Source organism: Peribacillus sp. FW305-BF15 (assembly GCF_058783805.1).
In genome coordinates this window covers 122565-143841 of record NZ_JBYSYV010000011.1, presented here as the reverse complement: position 1 = coordinate 143841, position 21277 = coordinate 122565, and the positions used below count along the sequence as shown (strand labels likewise).

The 21277-nt window shown below is 42.1% G+C and carries 20 protein-coding genes and 1 pseudogene; 14 read left to right on the top strand and 7 right to left on the bottom strand.

Features of this window, described 5'->3' with window-relative positions; all coding sequences use genetic code 11:
• Positions 1-282: 282 nt before the first annotated feature.
• The 3 genes from AC3WLU_RS13950 to AC3WLU_RS13940 all read left to right on the top strand — a co-directional run bounded on the left by AC3WLU_RS13950 (position 283) and on the right by AC3WLU_RS13940 (position 3929).
• Positions 283-1149 carry an ATP-binding protein gene (locus tag AC3WLU_RS13950; protein WP_082609479.1) on the top strand — a complete coding sequence of 289 codons (867 nt, stop codon included), beginning with the start codon at positions 283-285 and terminating at the stop codon, positions 1147-1149.
• A gap of 15 nt (positions 1150-1164) precedes the next feature.
• Positions 1165-3081 carry a vWA domain-containing protein gene (locus AC3WLU_RS13945; RefSeq protein WP_492597426.1) on the top strand — a complete coding sequence of 639 codons (1917 nt, stop codon included), beginning with the start codon at positions 1165-1167 and terminating at the stop codon, positions 3079-3081.
• A gap of 155 nt (positions 3082-3236) precedes the next feature.
• The gene (locus tag AC3WLU_RS13940; protein ID WP_492597449.1) at positions 3237-3929 is read left to right on the top strand and encodes a TrkA C-terminal domain-containing protein; all 693 of its coding nucleotides are present in this window, start codon (positions 3237-3239) and stop codon (positions 3927-3929) included.
• A 49-nt stretch (positions 3930-3978) separates the two neighbouring features.
• Here the strand turns inward: AC3WLU_RS13940 and AC3WLU_RS13935 are convergent, their stop codons facing one another.
• Positions 3979-4098, bottom strand: a complete 120-nt coding sequence (locus tag AC3WLU_RS13935; RefSeq protein WP_034310614.1) for a DUF4023 domain-containing protein — start codon at positions 4096-4098, stop codon at positions 3979-3981.
• Between the two features lie 277 nt (positions 4099-4375).
• On the opposite strand from AC3WLU_RS13935, the gene AC3WLU_RS13930 reads away from it, so the two are divergent.
• The 6 genes and pseudogenes from AC3WLU_RS13930 to eutC form a co-directional block, all read left to right on the top strand.
• Positions 4376-5749, top strand: coding sequence for a sensor histidine kinase (locus AC3WLU_RS13930; RefSeq protein WP_492597425.1), 1374 nt, complete (start codon positions 4376-4378; stop codon positions 5747-5749).
• Between the two features lie 9 nt (positions 5750-5758).
• A complete protein-coding gene (locus AC3WLU_RS13925) occupies positions 5759-6343 on the top strand; it encodes an ANTAR domain-containing response regulator (protein ID WP_053537393.1) in 585 nt (194 codons plus the stop codon).
• Between the two features lie 144 nt (positions 6344-6487).
• Positions 6488-7759 (top strand): ethanolamine utilization protein EutH, encoded by a 1272-nt coding sequence (gene eutH / locus AC3WLU_RS13920; protein WP_034310619.1) that lies wholly within the window; start codon positions 6488-6490, stop codon positions 7757-7759.
• 18 nt (positions 7760-7777) lie between these two features.
• On the top strand, positions 7778-9184 hold the full coding sequence (locus AC3WLU_RS13915) for an ethanolamine ammonia-lyase reactivating factor EutA (RefSeq protein ID WP_492597424.1): 1407 nt from the start codon (positions 7778-7780) through the stop codon (positions 9182-9184).
• Positions 9185-9202: 18 nt separating this feature from the next.
• Positions 9203-10567: an ethanolamine ammonia-lyase subunit EutB gene (locus tag AC3WLU_RS13910; RefSeq protein WP_063574873.1), complete on the top strand. Its 1365-nt coding sequence runs from the start codon at positions 9203-9205 to the stop codon at positions 10565-10567.
• Between the two features lie 23 nt (positions 10568-10590).
• Positions 10591-11325, top strand: a pseudogene (gene eutC / locus AC3WLU_RS13905) (ethanolamine ammonia-lyase subunit EutC); the annotation flags it as partial.
• 320 nt (positions 11326-11645) lie between these two features.
• Here eutC and AC3WLU_RS13900 read toward each other — a convergent pair.
• Complete coding sequence (locus AC3WLU_RS13900; protein ID WP_098865850.1) at positions 11646-12371, bottom strand: DUF4261 domain-containing protein; 726 nt, start codon at positions 12369-12371, stop codon at positions 11646-11648.
• A 259-nt stretch (positions 12372-12630) separates the two neighbouring features.
• On the opposite strand from AC3WLU_RS13900, the gene AC3WLU_RS13895 reads away from it, so the two are divergent.
• Positions 12631-13350, top strand: coding sequence for a YebC/PmpR family DNA-binding transcriptional regulator (locus tag AC3WLU_RS13895; protein ID WP_492597423.1), 720 nt, complete (start codon positions 12631-12633; stop codon positions 13348-13350).
• Positions 13351-13449: 99 nt separating this feature from the next.
• Here AC3WLU_RS13895 and AC3WLU_RS13890 read toward each other — a convergent pair whose 3' ends face one another.
• Positions 13450-14856, bottom strand: a complete 1407-nt coding sequence (locus tag AC3WLU_RS13890; protein WP_400449006.1) for a polysaccharide deacetylase family protein — start codon at positions 14854-14856, stop codon at positions 13450-13452.
• 185 nt (positions 14857-15041) lie between these two features.
• Here AC3WLU_RS13890 and sigV point away from each other — a divergent pair, with 185 nt between their 5' ends.
• On the top strand, positions 15042-15557 hold the full coding sequence (sigV, locus tag AC3WLU_RS13885) for an RNA polymerase sigma factor SigV (protein ID WP_492597422.1): 516 nt from the start codon (positions 15042-15044) through the stop codon (positions 15555-15557).
• Entirely contained in the window at positions 15542-16411 is an 870-nt protein-coding gene (gene rsiV, locus AC3WLU_RS13880) for an anti-sigma-V factor RsiV (protein ID WP_400449005.1), read from the top strand. Before sigV ends, rsiV begins: the two co-directional genes overlap by 16 nt.
• A gap of 84 nt (positions 16412-16495) precedes the next feature.
• Here rsiV and AC3WLU_RS13875 read toward each other — a convergent pair whose 3' ends face one another.
• Positions 16496-16720 carry a hypothetical protein gene (locus AC3WLU_RS13875; RefSeq protein ID WP_057279147.1) on the bottom strand — a complete coding sequence of 75 codons (225 nt, stop codon included), beginning with the start codon at positions 16718-16720 and terminating at the stop codon, positions 16496-16498.
• A gap of 339 nt (positions 16721-17059) precedes the next feature.
• Here AC3WLU_RS13875 and AC3WLU_RS13870 point away from each other — a divergent pair, with 339 nt between their 5' ends.
• Positions 17060-18553: a peptide MFS transporter gene (locus tag AC3WLU_RS13870; protein WP_440438788.1), complete on the top strand. Its 1494-nt coding sequence runs from the start codon at positions 17060-17062 to the stop codon at positions 18551-18553.
• A 4-nt stretch (positions 18554-18557) separates the two neighbouring features.
• On the opposite strand, the gene AC3WLU_RS13865 is transcribed toward AC3WLU_RS13870, so the two are convergent.
• Complete coding sequence (locus AC3WLU_RS13865) at positions 18558-18689, bottom strand: hypothetical protein (protein WP_492597421.1); 132 nt, start codon at positions 18687-18689, stop codon at positions 18558-18560.
• A gap of 38 nt (positions 18690-18727) precedes the next feature.
• The gene (locus AC3WLU_RS13860; RefSeq protein WP_440438786.1) at positions 18728-19000 is read right to left on the bottom strand and encodes a YesK family protein; all 273 of its coding nucleotides are present in this window, start codon (positions 18998-19000) and stop codon (positions 18728-18730) included.
• 786 nt (positions 19001-19786) lie between these two features.
• Between AC3WLU_RS13860 and AC3WLU_RS13855 the strand changes: the two genes are divergently transcribed.
• Positions 19787-19978 carry a hypothetical protein gene (locus tag AC3WLU_RS13855; RefSeq protein ID WP_063574880.1) on the top strand — a complete coding sequence of 64 codons (192 nt, stop codon included), beginning with the start codon at positions 19787-19789 and terminating at the stop codon, positions 19976-19978.
• A 210-nt stretch (positions 19979-20188) separates the two neighbouring features.
• On the opposite strand, the gene AC3WLU_RS13850 is transcribed toward AC3WLU_RS13855, so the two are convergent.
• Positions 20189-21136: a hypothetical protein gene (locus tag AC3WLU_RS13850; protein WP_098865844.1), complete on the bottom strand. Its 948-nt coding sequence runs from the start codon at positions 21134-21136 to the stop codon at positions 20189-20191.
• Between the last annotated feature and the right edge of the window lie 141 nt (positions 21137-21277).

The window sequence follows — 21277 nt, the reverse complement described above, 5'->3', positions numbered from 1 at the left end:
TAAATCTGCTGGAACGTCTTTTTTAAAAAAACTGCAGATAAACTAGTTCTATATGGTTTTTTATTGTTTTATGAAACTCTTATTGTATGGAAGAAAGCTGCGACACTCAGTTTGTTTTGATGATTTTGGTTAGAGTAAGGAACGGACTTCTGAAATGAAAAACTCACTATACTCCGGGTTTATCTACAGTCGGGGAGCTGTCTTGATGACAGCTCCTTTTCTTAGTGTTTGTTTTTAATGGGAAAGAGCCTTAAAATGTTCAGAAAGGGGTGTAGGAACATAATGATCAATCGATTACCAACAGAAATAGCAAATATATTACAAGCAAGCAAAAAGAATCCTGCTCAATTTGAGGAATTGATCAGGAGCGGCGGATATCTCCCTCCCGAGATGGAGTTGATGGTGGATGCCATCACGGCCTTGAGCATGGGGAAGAATATCCTTTTGAAGGGTCCGACAGGGGCTGGAAAGACAAAGTTTGCCGAGACTTTATCGAACTTATTCAATCAGCCGATGTTCAGCGTCAACTGCTCAGTCGACTTGGATGCAGAAAGCTTGTTGGGCTTCAAGACGCTGGCTTACAAAGAGGAAAAACAAGTGATAGAATTCGTACCTGGACCAGTGACCAATTCGATGAATCACGGTCACTTCTTATATATAGATGAAATCAACATGGCAAAACCGGAGACTCTGCCGCTTATCAATGGTGTGCTTGATTACAGAAGGACGATAACGAATCCGTTCACGAATGAAGTGATAACGGCAAAAGAGGGCTTTAATGTGATTGCTGCAATCAATGAAGGGTATGTCGGGACAGTGCCGCTGAACGAAGCGCTAAAAAATAGGTTTGTCATCATTGAAGTTCCTTATATCGAAGGGGAGCAGTTAAAGCAATTGATAGAAACCAATACAAAGCTGAAGGACCCAAGAAGTATTGATTTGTTCGTTAAACTGTCGAGTGATTTGATAAATGCCGTGAATCAAGGGAAGGTGGCTGAAGATGCGGCGTCGATCAGGGCTTTGCTTGATGCTTGCGATCTGAGTGTGTTGATCCCGCCGAAACGGGCGATCCTTCGTTCAATTGTGGATAAGTTGGACGAGGAACGGGAGCGTGAGTTCGTGAAGAACTTGGCTGACACATTATTCTAACTAGGAGAATGCCTCATGAAGTATATCCGGTTCAATGATTCAATAATAGATACGGCACTTTTTTTACAGCTTCAGGATCTCTCGACTGTTTTATCCGGCATTCCTGAGCTGGAATTCGAATACAATTATGGTTCCTTCATTGATCTGATTGAGAATAAGGTCACTGCCAGCCACTTTTGGGAAAATGGCAATAAGGAAGTGAAGGAAGCAGGGCTGAAAACGGACGTGCTTCTTAGAACGATAGGCACGCTGCATCATACAACAATCCGGAGCATGAAGGAGTACCAGGACAGCATCGGAGAAAGTTCACTTCCAAAGTTTGCAGCCCAATTATTCGCTTTGCTGGAAGATTTGCGATTGGAAGAATTGGTGAAGAAAGAAAGACCAGGCACGAAAAAATGGTTTTCGGTAAGGGGGGCTTACCTTAAACAATATTTCGAAAGCCAATTGGCGACGAATGTCACAAGAAGTTTTGCACTGGATGAATTATATTGCCTCATATATTTATTACTTCAATCCGACAGGCCGGATCCGATTTTTCCGAGAGCCAACGAAAGGCAGCTGGAAGAACTGGAGAAACTGAAACCGCTCATCCATTCAGTCTTTGAAGCCACTAGAACCAGTGATATCACGAGGATTTGCGAGCAAATCGTTTTCCGTGTGAACGATGGGTACGAAGATACGATGAATGAATATTTCATTTTCCCCATTGCAAGTGTGGAAAAGTATAAAGCAAATACCTTATTTGATGAACTGACTAGAAATGATGAACTGTTGAACGATGATACAGATGATGCAGACGAAGAAAAAAGTGAGTTCATTGATGAAAAATTTTCGACTTGGCATCGGGAGAACAAGAACGGTGAAAGTAATTCGACGTTTCTCCAATTTGAATTGGAGCAGGGAACGAAAACAAGCCTGATGGGTGGAGGTGCCCGGGAAGCGGAAGATGCCGACCAAGCACTGGCTTCGATCCAGGGTTCATCAGGGGAAAGTCAACAAAAGGAATACAATCAGCAAGAAACGCTGGAGAAGAAACAAACCAATATGGGCAAAAGCGGTGAACATCCATTTGGTGAAGAAAATAAAGACGTCGTTCAGGTAATCAAAGAAGCCAAAGTACCAACACTTATGGAAGAGAAACGCTACCGAGAGTTTGTTGCGGATATCGAACCGTTCAAGAGGAAACTCTCCAGCACCATTGAAAAGACGCTGGAAAATAAAAAGAACGCACCAAGAAAAGATTTGGTTTTTGGCCGTTTATCAAAGAAATTACTGCCGCTTGTATTTGAAGAAAATCCAAGGGTCTTTTATAAAAAGAACCAGGATTCCAATGAAATGGATGCGGTATTCACATTGCTTATCGATTGCTCGGCTTCCATGCACAACAAAATGGATGAAACGAAACGAGGGGTCGTCCTGTTTCATGAAGTGCTGAAGAAATTAAGGATCCCCCACTCGATCGTGGGTTTCTGGGAAGATGCCAATGAAGTGAGGGAAGGATATCAGCCAAACTACTTCCATGTGATCCAGTCCCATTCCGATTCTCTTTATCTAAACTCAGGAGCTAAAATCATGCAGCTTGAGCCAGAGGAAGACAACCGCGACGGATACAGTATCAGGGTTGCCACAATGGAATTGGAAAAAAGGCGCGAAAAAAACCGTTTCTTGCTCGTATTTTCCGATGGTGAGCCGGCGGCAAGCGATTATGATCAGAATGGAATTGTCGATACACACCTTGCTGTTTCGGAAGCCAGGAAAAAGGGCATCGAAGTCATCGGCCTGTTTTTAGCGGATGGAGGCATCGATGAGAGTGAAGAGATGACGATGAAAAACATCTATGGCAAAGAACGCCTGATGATTCCGAGTGTAGCAGAATTGCCAGAGCAATTTACACCGCTGTTAAAAAAATTGCTGCTGAAGACCATTTAAGAAATATATAGATAAACACGCAGTAGGATTCAAGTTTTGGATCTTACTGTTTTTTTTTGCTTTGTCAGCTTTTGGTGGAAACTTAAAATGAACGTCGAATGGGATTTCTTTTGTCGTGATTGGGGTAAACCATAGATGAGGAAGTGATCATTTTGATGAATGTACTTTTTATGCTGCTTTATTTTATAATCATTGTTCTTGTAATTGAAATATCGGTCACCTTGATGAAATTGACTGGATTAAAAGGCACAGTGGCAAGATTTCAGGTTATTTCCATGCTGACGGGCACTGGTTTTACAACTGACGAGTCAAAATCCATTATCGATCATCCCGTTCGAAGGAAAATAAGCATGTTCTTAATTTTATTTGGTGCATTCTCGCTTGCTGTCATCATTTCATCGATCAGTACATTGCTTACAGATGATCTGCGTTTGATGGAGTTAAGCATCATTATTGGAATCCTGCTGGTTTTAACCATTTTAGTGAAGGTTCCATTCTTGAATAATAGATTATCTAATAAGATGAAAAGTGAAATGTACAATCATTATGAATTATGGGAACACCCGATAGAAGAGGTCTTATTTTTAGAAGATGAAGACGTGGTCATGGAGATCGATATTTATGAGGACTCGGAGTTCATCGATGTCAAAGCCTTTGATGTCATTTCAGATGGAGCCGACATCAATATTTTATTTATTGAAAGCGGAGAAGTGAAAATCAGAAAAGAGCTATATGAGTATAAAATCAAATTAGGGGATAATCTCTTTTTATATGGAAATAAAAAAGAGATAGAAGAAACATTCTCAAAAGAAATCGAAGAGATGAAGAAGAAAAGTGCATCAGAATGAAAAGATCCCAGCCTATATTAAAGCTGGGATCTTTTGAAGATTGTCTTCATTAGTGTTTTTTATTCGGTAATTTCTGAGCGGGATTCCCATTACCTTGACGGCGCATATTGCCTTCTTGCTTTTTTTGCTGCTCTTGTATGCTTTCAACAAACTCCTTTGAACTTTTCATGGAATGTACCTCCTCCGTTATTTTCTTTTTTACTATAACCAGAAGAGGTGGAATTCATGAGTATGCAAAAAGGAACGGTGGTCATATATGGACGTAAAGTGGAAATTTTGTTCCACAAGTGAGTCGAAAAGAATATGGGTCAATCGTTTTAAATATCGCTATATCTAATGTTAGAATACATTACATTATAATATTTTGAATATTGACAAAAATATGGGCGATATCTATAATAATCAATAATAATATCCATGAATAAACGTTTATTGGGGTTTTGCCTATGGAACGGACAATGACCGTCCGGGATTTATGTGCATTGCATACTCATTTATTGAACAGTGATATTCAAATTCTTGAAAACCTATCAACGAATTTACCGTTGATAGCCGATTTGAATAAAGCGAATGTGTTTATTGATTGTCCGGTGCGTGAAGGGAAGCATGCCATTGTCGTTGCAGAGGCATGCGGACACTCCGTGAAATCGGTTTACGATCATCCGGTTGTCGGTAAATTTGCTTATGAGGCATTCGAACCGGCCGTATTTTATGTATTGCGCACCGGAAAGGACATGTTCGTGAATCGGGCATTGACTCAAGAGGGAGCGATGGTCCAGCAAAGTGTCGTTCCAATCAAGGGGGAATGCAATCGGGTCATCGCCGTTTTGATCATGGAAAAGGTGATTCATGAAGAACCTGAATCTTTCAATCAGTTTGATAGGCAAGATCAACAAAATTCCTTAGTTCCTGAATTTATCGAGGAGTCCATTTTCCTGATTAATAACCAAAACCGACTTGTTTATACGAATCCTGCTGCCATTAATTTAGTATCGGAAATATGTTTGACGGACTGTGTTTTAGGTGAATCGATTTTCGATTATTTTCCTGGCTTTGCCGATGTTCTTGCTTCAAAAGAGGACATTTTGATGAAGGAAATGAACATTGGTAAAAAGATTATCCAACTAAAGAAGTTCCATTTGGGCAACAAGAATTCCAATGAAACGTTCATCATCATCCGGGACCTGACTGAACTGCGGGATAAAGAAAGGGAGCTGATCAGCAAGTCAGTAGCGATTCGTGAAATTCATCATCGGGTGAAGAATAATTTGCAGACAGTGGCCAGTTTACTTCGGCTGCAAATGAGGTTAGGAGCCCCTGAAGAAAGCAAGCCCCATTTATTGGTCAGTTTGAACCGGGTGTTAAGCATATCGTCGGTTTATGAAATCATTTTGGCAAGCAGTCAGGTTGATCATGTGGATCTGCTGGAGCTTATTAGAAAAATAGGCGATATGATCGTTCATACGGAGGGTCAAGCTCGCCAATGCGTAAGCATTGAATATAGGGGTGAGCTTCATTCGATTGATTCCGACATTGGCATTTCGGTCGCGCTGGTGGTGAATGAGCTCATTCATAATTGTGTGAAACATGCTTTCAAGGAAGGGACGGAAGGGAACATTACCGTATCCTTGCAAAAGGATGGTCCTGAATTGGAACTTCAAGTAAGAGATGATGGCATCGGATATTCACCTCCAGTGAAACCTTCTTTGGGGCTGGATATCATCCGTATGACGGTGGAAAATGATTTGGATGGGGAGTTTTCGATTCAGCGGATTAAAGAAGGTACACTGGCTTCTGTAAGATTTCCATACAAGAGGTAGGTGGGAGAAGTGGACAAGAGGATTTTGGTCGTGGAGGATGAATCGATTGTTCTGCTTGATATAACGATCATGCTCAAGGATGCAGGCTTCGATGTGGTTGGACATGCCCGTAATGGCGAGAAGGCGATTGAATTGGCACATGCACTGCAGCCGGATCTCGTTTTGATGGATATCAAAATGCCGAAAATGAATGGGCTTAAGGCTAGCGATGTAATATCCAATACCTTTCAGATTCCGGTCCTGCTTTTAACTGCATTCAGCCAGCGTGAATATATCGACGAGGCGAAGCGAGCGAACATCGTCGGATATCTTGTAAAGCCAATTACGGAGGCGAATCTGATTCCGGCAGTTGAGATAGCTTTGCTGCAAGCAGCCAATACAAAGAAGTATCAGGAACGAAATGCTCAATTGGATGAAACGCTCACAAATCGCAAAGTCATTGAAAAGGCAAAAGGAATCATCATGAAAAGGAAGAATGTCACCGAAGAAATCGCTTACAATAAACTGAGAAGGCTTAGTATGGATAAGCAGCTTTCCATGGAGACGGTGGCACGTCGAATCATTGCAAATGATCAAAAACAAGTAAATAGATGAAGCAATGGCGCTTTGATGGACCAAATTGGTTGTAGGCAGGCATTTCTGCCGAAAAACCTAAGTTTGGGCTATAAGAGGCGTCTTTTTTATACCCTTTTTTTAAGTCGATAGGCCAAATCAAATCGGAATTCAGGGGGAATATGTATGGAGATGGTAGGTAAATTCGTTATTTATATCATTATGGTGTGTGCCGTTGTCGGTGCTATTGCATCGATTAAAGACAGTGAGCAGGGCTTGGGGAAACAGTTCATGGAAGGTTTGCATACCGTTGGCCATATATTTATCCCGGCAGCTGGAATCATGGCCTCGATCCCTTATTTATCTTGGTTCATCAATACAGTATGCGGCCCGGTTTTCGCTGCGATCGGTGCAGATCCAGCCCTCGCCGCAACAACGATATTGGCGACGGATATGGGGGGTTACCAATTAGCGGCCGAGTTGAAGGAATCATATGAAGGCTGGATCATGGCGATGATTGTCGGCTTTATGTCCGGGGCAACGATTGTATTTTCGATTCCAATGGGGCTTGCGATGCTGGAGAAGCGTGATCATAAATACATGGCACTTGGTGTCATGTCAGGAATCCTGACGATTCCGATTGGCGCTTTTATCTCAAGCGTGCTGGTGGTGGCGACGAATTCGAAAATCCGCGAGGTGATTTCCACGAATGCGGATTCTACATACGAATTCGCGTTGAGCTATTTGAAAATTGCCCTGAACCTTTCTCCGCTTCTTATTTTTGTGGTCTTGCTCGCGTTAGGCCTTTATTTCCTGCCGGATTTGATGATCAAAGGTTTCATGTGGTTTGGAAAAATATTGGACGCCGCGATTAAACTAGTGCTCGTGTTTTCGATCGTGGAAATTTTTACCGGATTGTTTTCCAAAGTATTTGGTGCTTGGGGCTTCCATCCGATCATGGCCGATAAGGCAGACCAGTTCCGTGCCCTGGAAACGGCGGGGTATATCGGGATCATGCTGGCAGGTGCATTTCCAATGATTTACCTGATTCAAAAATATGCAGGCAAGCCATTGGAAGCGATGGGCGGGAAAATCGGGTTGAGCAAAGCCGGGAGTGCAGGGATATTAGCCACGGTAGCCAATATATTGGCAATGTTCAAGCTTGTTAAAGAAATGCCGCCGAAGGATAAGGTCATAAACATATCCTTCGCTGTGTGTGCGGCCTTCCTATTGGGTGATCATTTATCATTCACAGCCAACTTTCAGCCTTCCTTAATATTACCGATCATTGTCGGGAAGCTATCTGCCGGAGCGATTGGAATCGGTCTTGCTTACTGGCTGTCCGTTCCGAAAGCTTTGGAATTAGAAGAAAAGGATCGAGCAGCAGGAGTTATCGGCATAAATGAATATAAAACGAAAAACGAGGAAGAAAACAGCAATGAAATCCAAGTGGTGTAAAACTGGGGTGTGATTTTAGTGAATGAACAGGTGGAACGAATCATCAGTGCAGGAATTGATATTGGCACCAGTACGACGAAACTTGTTATCAGCGAGCTTTCGCTTAGGAATGTGGCGGGTGGCGGACAGGTGCCAAAAATTGAAATTACCGATAAGGAAATTCTGTATCGAAGTCCCATTTTCAGGACCCCCCTTGTATCCGAGACGGTAATTGACATACCTGCTGTTCAAAGAATGGTGGAAAGTGAATACCAAAAAGCAGGAATCACGATCGAAAACATACAAACAGGGGCTGTCATCATCACTGGGGAAACGGCAACCAAACAAAATGCAGAAGAAATGGTGTACCGGTTATCTAATGCGGCGGGTGAATTCCTTGTAGCGGCAGCCGGTCCGGATTTGGAAGGGATCATTGCCGCCAAGGGATCCGGCGCCTATCAACATTCCATCAAGACAAGAAAGACTGTAGCGAACATAGACATTGGCGGGGGGACAGCGAATATTGCCGTATACCGCTCAGGCATGCTTTGCGGAACCTGCACACTGCATATAGGAGGCCGTTTGGTGGAGTGGGAAGGAGCGAAGGTGAAGGTTGCTCCTTCAATAGGAAAATGGCTGAAATCAATAGGGCGCTCTCCTTTGAATGGTGAAGCGGCAATCATCGCAAATGAAATGGCGAAGGTGCTTTCGAGGTTTTTGGCTGGCTCCTTCACAAAGGTAGATGAACTTCTATTAGTTGGGAAGGAGCCATCTTGGACAGAACGAATAGACGTGTTGATGTTCTCGGGCGGTGTCAGTGATTGCATCTATCATGAAGAACGGGAGGACGAAAGCTTCCGGGATATCGGCATGATGCTTGCCGCCTCCATCAAGGAAAGTGAAGAATTGGCCGCATGGGGGTGGGAACAGCCTGTTGAAACGGTCCGGGCGACTGTACTTGGAGCAGGCGCACATACAACTGAAATCAGCGGAGCAACCATCGAAGTGAATGATTCTCATCTGCCAGTCCGTAATATTCCAGTCTATCGGGTCGATTTTCATGGCGTGCTTGATGATGTAACCGCGAAAATGACACAGGCTGTTCAGGATGCGATCACAATATACGACGCTTTGCAGGAGGGGCTGAATTTTGCCTTTTATTTAACGAATTTACCTTATCAATCATTTCGGGACATTCACCGGCTTGCAGTCGCTTTTACCGAGGCACTGAAGCAAAAACCGAATCGGCAGCAGCCTCTGATCATTGTCATGGATAGTGATTATGGAAAGGCACTTGGTCAAACCATTCTAGCGAACCAAGCGGATCTGCCGGTCATCTGCATTGATCAGACAGAAGTGGAACATGGTGACTATTTAGATATAGGAAGGCTGCTGCGGACAGGGGTCGTTCCGGTTGTAGTAAAAACGCTAACCTTCCACAGTTAGGAAAAGGAGGATCATACGATGAAATTATCCACTCAATACTTTGGGGAAATCCATCAATTCAAATCGTTGAAAGAAGTCCTGGCCAAAGCGAATGAAGAGAAATCAGGAGATAGGCTTGCGGGAATTGCAGCAGATTCCGTTCAAGAACGGATTGCGGCGAAAGCGGTGCTTAGCGAATTGACTTTGGCGGACATCAGGAACTATCCCCTGCTTTCCCCGGAAGAGGATGAGGTGTCGCGGATCATAGATGGTCTCATCAATGGAACCATCTATCAATCCGTGAAGAATTGGAGCGTTGCCGAACTGCGTGAATATATTTTGAGTGACGAAACGACAGGCGAGGACTTAAAGCGATTAAGCAGGGGATTGAATAGTGAAATGATTGCAGCGGCAGCCAAGTTGATGTCGAACCTCGACCTTATCCATGCAGCCAATAAAATCGAAGTGCTCACCAAGAATAATGGCACGATCGGATACAAAGGAACGCTTGCTTCGCGCCTTCAGCCTAACCACCCGACAGACAATGTGGATGGTATGCTGGCTTCTTTAAAAGAAGGCCTCTCCTATGGAATCGGGGATGCACTCATTGGAATCAACCCTGTCGATGATTCGGTCGAAAGCGTAAAGCGGCTGCTTCATGCGACACAGGATGTCATCCAGAAATGGAACATCCCGACACAAAATTGTGTGCTTGCGCATGTGACCACGCAAATGAAGGCCGTTCAGCAGGGGGCGCCTGCTGATATGATCTTTCAAAGCATAGCCGGAACGGAAACGGCCAATCGCTCTTTTGGAATTAACGTACAATTGCTCGAAGAAGCTAATGAGATAGCGAAGGCCTATGGCACCGGCACAGGCCCGCAGCATCTTTATTTTGAAACGGGGCAAGGCTCCGAGTTATCGGCCGAAGCGCATTTCGGTATCGATCAGGTGACGCTTGAAGCCAGGAACTATGGATTTGCCCGTTATTTTGACCCGTACATTGTCAATACGGTCGTCGGTTTCATCGGACCTGAATATCTATATAACAGCAAGCAGGTCATCCGGGCTGGGTTAGAAGATCACTTCATGGGGAAAATGCATGGACTGCCGATGGGGGTGGATATTTGCTATACGAATCATATGAAGGCGGATCAAAATGATATCGAGGACTTGGGTGTACTTTTAACGGCGGCTGGTGTGAATTTCATCATCGCTACTCCGATGGGTGATGACTGCATGTTAAACTATCAGTCTTTGAGTTATCACGATATAGCGACTTTGAGGCAAACGATGGATAAGCGGCCTGCCCCATTATATGAAGCTTGGCTGGAGAAGATGGGGATTATGGAGAACGGAAAATTAACGAAGCTTGCCGGTGATCCAACTATATTTAACCATTAGGAGTGGATGATATGGGAATGAATAATAAGGAAGATTTGGATGCCATGATAGCGAAAACCCCTGCGCGGATAGGGGTAGGCAGGTCAGGGACCCGGCCGAAAACGGATTCGTGGCTGAAATTCCGTTTTGACCATGCAGCGGCCGTCGATGCTGTATATGGTGAAGTCAGTGATATTCTTTTGAAGCGCTTGGATTTATTCAAGGTGAAAACGAAGGCCGATGATAAGGAAGTCTATTTACGGCGTCCGGATTATGGCAGGAAGCTTTCGGATGAAGCAAAGAGGGTGATAGATGCCAAATGCATAAAGGCTCCGACGGTTCAAATCATCATTTCCGATGGCTTAAGTGCCAAGGCAATCGAAGAAAATGTCGAGGACGTCTATTTATCTTTCAAACAATCTTTGACAGTGGCAGGTCTGGATACGGGTACACCATTTTATATTGAAAAGGGCCGGGTTGCCGTGATGGATGATATCGGTGAAATCCTTGGACCTGAGGTCATTGTCCTGTTGATCGGTGAACGGCCCGGTCTTGTCAGTGCTGAATCATTGAGCGCTTACATTTGCTATAAACCACGTTTGGGCACCATTGAAGCGGAGAGGATGGTCATTTCCAACATCCATAAAGGAGGGATCCCCCCTGTTGAAGCTGGAGCGCATCTTGGCACGGTCATTCAAAAGATCCTCAAATACCAAGCGAGCGGCATGTCCCTCGTGAAGAAGGAACATGAAGAAGAAAAGCGTGAAAAACTCGGTTGAACCCCTAGTGTCTAAAAAAGGAAGTTCGGATGGTCTCATTTGACGATCATTAAGAATAGGTCGTTGATTTCCTCTCCAGGCACTCGCTTTATATGTTTTTTTATTGTTTTATGAATCCGTTATTGGATGGAAGAAAAGTGCGACACTCCTGCCGAAAAGCTGGCTAGCCAAGACCCCACAGGCGCTTGAGCCGAGGAGGCTTGGCAGACAGTCGGCGGAAATGGAGCGGATTTCTGGAATCGACTGGAGTACTTTTTAAATAAAAAAACTGCAGGCACTCGCTTTATTTGCCTGCAGTCTGGGGGGAGCAGATCGCTCCCCTATTTACTTGTCCCTAAATTCCATAAACCAAACGGGTTGTAGAAGGGATGTTCTTCTTCATATCTAAAGTCTTGAAGGCCCGTCAATATAAAGTCGGGTGCATCTTGCTGAATGCTAAAGGTTTCGCCATTCTTAAAGAGAGGCCGTTCACCTACATGGTAATAATTAAATGTGTTAAGCAGGGCAGCCGCCTCTTTCGGACTCATTGTGTTAAGTGTCACGGCATCCGGAAGACCAAAGGCTTTCATTCCGAAAGAACAATAATAGTCTTCCTCTCCGATGATCGTGACAAAATGGGCATATACCGAGAGAATATCCGGGCTATGATGAAGATGCAGCCAATCTTCCTTTGAATGGGCAATTCCCGCCGTTTCTATTTTCACTGCCATTCCGCCTGCCTTGAGGATCGCTGCCCCGGCATCGATCAAATCGATAACAGTTCCGGTATCGGATACATCGGCTATTATATAAACGGTAAAGGTATGGCCATTGATTTCCTCTAATGCATTCTCTGAAAAGGCGTCTTTACTGGCGTAAGAAAAGCTCTCTTTTAAAGTGGGTTCATAATCATGGATCTCCGCCTGAAACGTAATGTTCTTATCACTGTTATGAAAAACATTCCCGGCTAACAGATACCCTTCGCTTTGGGAAGCAACCGTTTGAATCAATTCTGTCCGGTCCTTCCATTTCCCGGGTATCCCGATGATGATTTGGTTGTCCTTCATGGATCATCTCTCCTTTCCAATCACTTCATACTATACCACTACTGATGTTTTCCATAGCATTTCATGAAAAATGGCGTAAAGTACCGATAAATGCCAGTGAGGGATGTGCAGGACTTTTTCAAAATTATACAATTGATGTATAATATAATCTAGTAAACGTATAGCCTATCTTCAAAGGAATTCCCCTTGTGGGTTTTCTCATAGGGCCGTATCTTAATTATCTATTCGTATATATCAATGATGAAAGAGAGTGTTTATAATGGGTCGTAAGTGGAATAACATTAAAGAAAAAAAAGCGTCAAAAGATGCTAATACTAGTCGGATTTATGCTAAGTTCGGACGGGAAATATATGTAGTGGCAAAACAAGGCGAACCAGATCCAGAATCCAATCAGGCATTAAGGGTCGTACTTGAGCGTGCTAAAACGTACAATGTTCCAAGAGCGATCATTGACCGTGCGATTGAAAAAGCCAAAGGCGGTTCGGAAGAAAACTATGACGAACTTCGTTATGAAGGATTCGGTCCAAATGGTTCAATGGTCATCGTGGATGCATTGACAAACAACGTGAACCGGACGGCATCCGATGTACGTGCCGCATTTGGGAAAAATGGCGGGAATATGGGTGTCAGCGGATCTGTTGCTTATATGTTCGATGCAACGGCTGTCATCGGGATTGAAGGTAAAACGGCTGATGATGTTCTTGAACTGTTAATGGAAGCGGATGTTGATGTACGTGACATCATTGAAGAAGAAGAAAGTATCATCGTTTATGCCGAGCCTGAACAATTCCATGCTGTACAACAAGCATTCAAGGATGCAGGAATCAGCGATTTTACAGTGGCAGAGCTGACGATGCTTGCACAAAATGACCTAACCCTTCCGGAAGATGCACAAGCACAATTCGAAAAAATGATTGATGCATTGGAAGATCTGGAAGATGTTCAACAAGTTTATCATAATGTAGATCTTGGTGAATGATAAAATGAGCAGGCCTTTGCTATATGATCAAAGGCCTGCTTATTTCATTTGAAAGGAAAGAGCCTGTTTACGAATCACGAAACAGGCTCTTTCCTTTTATTATTCACTTATGGTGATTCCGGAAAGTTCACGGTCTTTCTTTACCTTTTCCAATTCTGAAATAGTGACAAGTTGATAATCTTGGTCATGCAGTTGTTTAATGATTTTTCCTGCAGCCTGGGCGCTAGTTTGATAGATATCATGCATTAATATGACTCTGCCATCTTTGGCTTTGCTCATCACTTTGTTTACGATTTTCTTTTCATTGCGTTCTTTCCAATCCTCTGGATCGACATCCCAAAGTGAGACTTTCATATCCTCCATGTATTCCCGCACATTATGGTTAATCGCTCCATATGGGGGACGGACGAGATTTGGCTCAGTACCTGTAGCTTTTTTTACAGCGTCTTGGGTCTTTTCGATTTGATCTTCGATTTTGTTCTTGCTTAAGCGCGTCAGCTGCGGATGATCCCATGAATGGTTGCCGATCTCATTTCCTTCCTGCAGCATTTTTTGCAGAACTTCCGGATAGTGCTGTACGCGGCTTCCAAGTACGAAAAACGTCGCGTGACCATCATACTTTTTCAGGACTTCCAGGATGGACATGGTATGACTTGGATGCGGCCCGTCATCGAACGTCAAGGCAATGACCTTTTTTGAAGGGTCGATCCATTCATTTTGCACGGGCAGTTTGGCGACGATGTGTTTCGGCTGCCATTCCTTTACACGATCCTCATTCAAATCTTGACTTTGATATGAATCTAGCAAACTATCTTTAAAAAGATCCTTCTTGATGGCTATTGTATGGGTCTTAGTTGAATCATCAGTCTTAACGTAGAAAACGAGCGTATTTTTCAAGACTGAAAAAGAATTGAAGTTGGCTGCCTTCAGTTTGTTTTCCTTTTTAATGAGACTGTTTGAAATGCCTTCTTCTTCCTTCTGCGTTAACTCTTCAAAAACAATATCGGATAAAACGGATAAATAATCAGTATCCGTGGCAAAGATGTCTTCTATGGAGAGCTTTTGCTGAGATGGAATATCATAAGTGAAGATCTGGGTTCCAGACTGCTTCTTTCCTTCCACTTGCTCATATTTATCGAAGGAAATCGTAATGGTCTGTTTGCTGAAATGGAGGATCGTATAGGTGAGGTTAAGCTCGGAAGCTTTTCCGTCGGATGCTTTCCATTTCTTTTCATAATCCTTAATTTCTTTCTTTATGTAGGCTTCTAGCTGCTTGTCGATATTTTCTAAATGCAGAACGGGCCTGCTGGCTGAATACCCGCCTTTCGTATTATCTTTCACATACGTTTGAATATCGGCTTCTGGGTAATTTTTATCAGTTGTATAGGCCGAAACGGTTCTCTTCTTATCAAAAGCAAGGCTTTTGATGGCTAACCCCATCGTTCCTGCAGCAGCTGTTAGACAAAATAGAAAAATAAAGACTTTTTTATAATTTAATTTCCTCATGATGCACTCCACCTCGATAATCATTCTACTATATAGACGCGCCAAAAGCCTTAAAAGTTTGTAAAAAATTTCATTTTTTTATATTTATATATTTTCTTGCTCAGTTTCAAACTTTTATGGCTGCACCAACGTCTATTCTTTGTACCCAGGATACGTAATTTAAATGTAAGGAGCTCTAACATGTAATGAAAAACCCAGAAATGAATCAATTAATCGCGGCCCGGATAACCGAAAGGCAAGAGAATTTGTACAGACTTGCTTTTTACTATGTCAAAAACCAAGAGGATGCCCTGGATATCGTGCAGGAATCAATCAGGAAAGCGCTAGCCTCCAGCAGCAAAATCAAAGACGCCGCTTCTATAGATAGTTGGTTATATAAGATCATCGTCCGAACGGCACTGGATGTTTTGCGGAAGCAGAAGAAACTGACCGTCGCCGATGATGAAACAATAGAATACTTGCGCCGCGGTGAGGAGGATCACTATCCTGACCTGGATTTGCAAAAGGCCCTGGAAGGACTTTCAGTCAAGTACAAAACGGTAGTCGTCCTCCGTTTCTTTGAGGACCTGAAGCTGGACGAGATAGCGGAAGTGCTGGAAGAAAACGTAAGCACGATTAAAACGAGATTATATAAAGCGCTGCAACTATTGCGGATCAACATGACTGAACGGGAGGAAACGAAAAGATGGAAAAAAAATTAAAAGATCTGCGGGAAGAATATCTTAAAATACCGATACCAAAGGAATTGAATGATGTCGTTCAAGCAGCCTTGAATGAAAAGCCAAGGAAAAAGCCGAGGATTGGCAGGAATATCCTCGTGACAGCGGCTGCAGCGCTCCTGATCGTGACAGCTTCCGTAAACATCAGTCCGGCAGCGGCGAAAGCCATGAGTGATATACCGATAGTCGAGAAGGTCATTAAAGTGATTACCTTCGTCGAATGGAAAGAAGAAGCGAATAATTCTTCGGCAGTAATCAAAACGCCTGCAATATCCGGTCTCGAGAATAAACAGCTCGAAGATAGCTTGAATGAAAAATACTTATCGGAAAGCAAGCAGCTTTATAAGGAATTCACGGATTCCATGTCAAAACTGAAGGAAGGGGAAAAGGGCAATATCTCGGTGGAAAGCGGATATGTGATATTGACGGATAATGAAACGATATTATCCGTACAGCGTTATACGGATACGATTTCTGCTTCCAGTTCTACAGAAAGTCAATTCGATACAGTCGACAAGAAAAACGAAGTGCTGTTAACGCTAAATAGCTTATTTAAAGATGATCGCTATCTTCAGGTGATCAGCGAAAACATCAAGGAACAGATGAAGCGGCAGATGGCTGAAGATCCGGAAAAGATATATTGGGTGGAAGATGATGATTTTACTGCTTTTAAAGGCATCGATGAAAACCAAAACTTTTATATAAACGAAGATGGCAAGCTAGTCATCGCCTTTAACAGCTATGAAGCTGCGCCGGGGTACATGGGGGCCGTCGAGTTCATCATCCCGACAAAGGTGCTGTCAGACCTTCTTGTTGGCGATCAATATATCCATTAAAACGGCCCTATTGTAATTCTATGATGGGCGGAAGGTTTTTAAAACGGCACAATATCCATTAAAAAAGACGAACAACGTTACTACTTACAGTAACCTTGGTTCGTCTCTTTTTTGTTCGAATTTCATCTGGTCCAGTTCCAGCCTCATTTTTTCCGTCTCCATAAGGAAGTTTTCATGTTTAAGTTTTTCAAGCTCCAGTTCAACTTGCAGCATCTTATGTTTGTTTTTTGACTGTTTTTCGAAATGGCTTGTCAGTATTCCGAGTATAGGGATGGAAAAAATCATTACCACGGTTATGATCCCGAACATTATGGTGCCTCCTCTTTTTTTATATCTATTATACGGTGAATATAACGGTTGTGGTGGGGTTATTTCAAAATTCATCATTTCCTTTTCTCGTTAAAAAGTACATGGCAACCAAAGTGATATCAAGCGTAATACCATGGATGAAGTTAGGGTAATATATCATTGATGGCCGCTTTCTATTAGATTATATGGACTGTTTTTTAGTGCGAAATCCGGACTTTTGCTTGTATGGTGGAAAGTCTACTTCTATTTATTTTGAAATTAATTATTTAAATATACTAAATATTTGTTTACAATAGTGAAATTTAAAGTTATTATACAATAATAAAAGGAGGGCTAGGTATGGCAACGATAAATAAACAGAAAATTGTGGATAGTGTACCTCAAAAAGGTTTTTTTGGAAACCCTAAAGGATTATTCACCCTTTTCTTTACTGAGTTCTGGGAGCGTTTTTCCTATTATGGCATGAAGGCCATTCTTGTTTACTATATGTATTACGAAGTTTCTAAAGGGGGATTAGGCCTTGATGAACCCACGGCCCTTGCCCTTGTATCCATCTATGGATCTTTAGTATATATGTCAGGTATAATTGGCGGCTGGCTCGCCGATAGGATTTTCGGGACTTCAAAAGCCGTATTTTACGGCGGTATCTTGATCATGCTCGGGCATATTGTCCTTGCTGTACCAGGCAGTCTTTCCATGTTCTTTGTGTCCATGGTACTCATTGTTCTGGGTACTGGTTTATTAAAACCGAATGTTTCCAGCATTGTCGGGGAAATTTACGCAGAAAATGATGAACGCCGGGATTCCGGTTTCAGTATATTCTATATGGGTATCAACATGGGTGCATTCCTTTCACCATTTGTTGTCGGTACAGTCGGTATGGACTACAGTTTCCATCTTGGTTTTGGACTTGCAGCAATTGGTATGTTGATTGGTCTCATTGTCTTTGTTACAACAAAGAAAAAGAACCTGGGCTTGGCTGGAACTCTTCCTGCTAACCCATTATCACAGGATGAAAAGAAAAAAGTATTCACTAAATTGGGGATAGCCGCACTTATCATAGCTATCATCATTGGCATCACTGCTTCTGCAGGCATCTTAACGATTGAAACTTTTATTAATCTTGTAGGTATTCTAGGAATCGTAATTCCGACCCTTTATTTCATTTTCATGTATCGCAGCCCGAAAACGACTTCTGTTGAACGTTCACGCTTGATTGCCTATATTCCTTTGTTTATAGCAGCTGTCATGTTCTGGGCGATTCAAGAGCAAGGTGCAACAATATTGGCAAGCTATGCAGACAAACGGACACAGTTGAACTTTGCAGGATTGGAAATAAACCCGGCATGGTTCCAATCTTTGAACCCTTTGTTCATAATCACCCTTGCACCAGTATTCGCATGGTTATGGATTAAATTAGGAAAGCGTCAGCCGACCATTCCTCAAAAATTCTCGATAGGCCTACTGTTCGCCGGTTTATCATTCCTGGTGATCCTGCTTCCTGTTTATTTCAGTGGATCAGACGCATTAGTCAATCCGTTATGGCTTGTACTTAGCTATTTCCTTGTAGTGCTTGGAGAGCTTTGCTTATCGCCAGTCGGACTTTCAGCCACTACAAAATTGGCTCCGGCCGCATTCTCGGCACAAACGATGAGCCTGTGGTTCCTGGCTAGTGCAGCAGCACAAGCACTGAACGCACAAATCGTCAGATTCTACACTCCTCAGACCGAAATGGCTTATTTTGGAGTGATCGGTGTTGCTTCAATCGTCCTTGGACTAGCCCTGATGGCCTTATCACCAAAGATTCAAGGTTACATGAAAGGCATTCGCTAACACATTAAAAAAGATGACCTCCGAACTTAACGGGGTCATCTTTTTTGTTTTTGATAATATGGGCAAACGCCCAACGCATTCGGCTATTTGCCATTTCATCAATGGTTTTCTTATTGGTTTTATTCGTTTTAGTCATTGAATATATTCCTGCTTTTATAGTATTTGAACTGAATTTTATCTTTGTACACCTTTGTTTTTGCTCGCAATAATTGAAGCTGCAATTGCAAAGGGAAGTAAAAAGAAAGCCAATATTCCATATCCAGCTCCTTCAAACCCTCTGATGTTCACAAAACCGATGTAAAACAAAATAATTGAAGTTATAACGGTTAATATGCCTGGTAAAAGCCTAACAAATAAAGATAAATGTAATTTCCTAAACCACCATGCTAAAAGTATTACTAGCATACCAGGGACGCAAGCAACCAGGAGGGGAACTCCGAACATCATTTTGTAACCTCCTCTAATTCATCATGTGAATAATGCCATAATAAGTAAATTTTATATTGTATTTTAACATGAAAAAGACAGCCGGTGGTGGTCATTTTCTTGGATGCGTGCGTGAGGGAAACAAAAGTCGAACGTAAAGGTGAGGTTAACTAAATTCTTAATATTGTTGGATAGGGGTTCTATTAAATTTTAAAACAAAGTTGATTGGAACAGGTGTGCGAGACTACTACGGAAAAGCGTGTCTAGAGGAGACCCCGCAGGCGCAAGCCGAGGGCAGACCGCCTACGGAAAGCGAGTGCCTGAAGCGAAAATCAACATGCAATTCGTAAAAGACCTCAAAAAAACTGGAGGCAAAATCAATTAGTTACCGGGTTTGTACAGACAGACAAGTTCACTTACACGGGTGATCGGCCTTTTTTTTATCAAAATCTCCAAATAGCCAGCTGAAAAGTACAATACCTGCTACAAAATAGAATGCATATCCTAAATTCCCTGACCACCTTATCGTTTCGCCACTGAAGTATTGCAGACCAGACTTAGCAAGAAACACGAATATGATACCCACTATACATCTTATGAAAAATCTTTTCTTTGTTATCGACATACTGCAAATCTTCTCCTTTGCTTATCCAGTTTACAATAAATATCCAATCATTTACATCTGTGGATATTTTAGTGAAACAGTCTTTTTACAATGAGGAGTGGATGACCAATGGCTCCGCATAAAAAAGTCATTTAAACATAATTATATATAACGATAGGTGTTTTATGGGTAGGAGGGAAGATATGGAGGGAAGGAAGTACAAGTATGAGCTACTATTGAGAAGCGCCAGGAAAGTCGGGTCCAAACCTAAAGGTACTGAAATGCCATCTTCACCTGTATGGAGTCCCGATCATATAAAATCAGCTAAGGATTGGATCGGCAGGAGCCCTATTCTGGAACCGTATATTAATACATATCTTGGACTTAAAAAATAACCCCGTGAGTCATCAGGGGTTATTTTTAATTTACATGTGATAATACTTTTTTTACTGACGGACTATTCGGTGTCAACTTGTTCGAATGATAAGTTGGAATAACGACCTCGTGAGGCTGTGACTTACCAACCTTACTTGCGGATTTAAATAGTTTGGATTTACTATATTTTCTTTTAGGTAAAGACATCGTTATCACCTCTTTCCTTTATTTTACTTAATTTCTTCCTCAGATTCAACATCTTCCTCTTCTTGAATAGCCAAAGATGTGTGATATCTTCGGTATAATTCATATGTTAATGAAGCTAAGCCTGATACTAAATGGCCGTCATATTCATCAAAAATGGTTCGATAGCTCTTTAGGACAATGACATAAGTAATTAAGCATTCTTCCTCAGTCAAAAGATTTTCCTCGACGTTAATTGTGTGGATCATAAAGTTTTTAAAGTGTATGTATCTATCATTCTCTTTATTGATAGGAAGCCCGATTCCTTTCACTTTTGCAGAGGGAAGAGATTTTTTAACAAGTTTAGGAGCTGAATAATTCTGTTTAAACTTGGTTTCCGTCACTATATCAAATTCAAAATGGGAGTCCCAATTATTTTTATAGTGATCTCTCATGTAAAAGAGCATTTCTTCAAGAAAGTCCTTATAGCTTGTATTATCCCTTTCAACTTCTAAAAACAATGATTTAAAATCCTCTTTTAACCAGTAAGAGAGAAGTCCGAATTTATCTTGTTGAATGGTCAAATTCTTAGCTACCTCGATGGCTTGGGATTCTCTTTCAACTTCGAGGGTCATGAATTTAAATCTTTTAACGCTCAATAGCGGGATTGGTATGAGTATAAAAAGGAATAGCAGGATTAAAAAGTAACCGACATGTTCAAATATGATTTTTGCTTTTGGTGATTCCGCTAATGGTTTTAAAACCAGTGATGTTACGGTGGGGTCCTTTTCAATGACTTTACTTTCCTTTACTTTTTCACTGTTACTTGATTGTTCCTGTTTCGACTCTTGAACATTACCAGCAGGTGCCTGAAAATAGCGAATAATTCCAGAGACGATAATTAGAATGAGCAGACTTATATAAGCAAAAGTATAAAAAGTCCTGATCCAGTCTTTTCTGGTAGGGGAATCATACGCTTTTTCTATGCCTGACAAAACGGCTCACCTCTTTCCTTTTACCCTGATTATAGCAGAAATACCCAAAAATATTAAAAATATCAAGGTTAAAATCTATAGGTTTGTAAAACTGAAAAAGAGGCTAATGAGATTTTAGCCGTGCAGACAATGGAAGGAAAT